Origin of the sequence: Vibrio sp. 10N.286.49.B3, assembly GCF_002873395.1 — a bacterium.
Classification (GTDB): Bacteria; Pseudomonadota; Gammaproteobacteria; order Enterobacterales; family Vibrionaceae; genus Vibrio.
In genome coordinates this window covers 1-258 of the sequence record NZ_MCUV01000043.1, presented here as the reverse complement: position 1 = coordinate 258, position 258 = coordinate 1, and the positions used below count along the sequence as shown (strand labels likewise).

Below are 258 nucleotides of genomic sequence, written 5' to 3'. Positions count from 1 at the left end.
GTCCGGATCATCCCCTGGGCCGGTGCCATCGTCTTTAATGGTCGCTTGACCGGTGACGCCGGTCTCACCATTGGTGGTGATATCATTTGCTTCTGTCGCAATCAGACCAAAGGTTTCATCGCCTTCAAACACCTCATCTTGCGTGGTTGGAATCGCCACTTGGATTGCAGTGATGCCCGCTGGAATGGTCACATTGCCATCGTTATCCACGATCAGCGATTGTTCAACGTCATTGCCGTCAAGGTAGGTCACCACCAT

Annotated in this window: 1 protein-coding gene; it reads right to left on the bottom strand. The window is 52.7% G+C overall.

Annotated elements, in window-relative coordinates:
* The coding region (locus BCU68_RS14290) for a hypothetical protein (RefSeq protein WP_198591743.1) at nucleotides 1–252 on the bottom strand (252 nt) is incomplete at its 3' end.
* Nucleotides 253–258 lie beyond the last annotated feature (6 nt).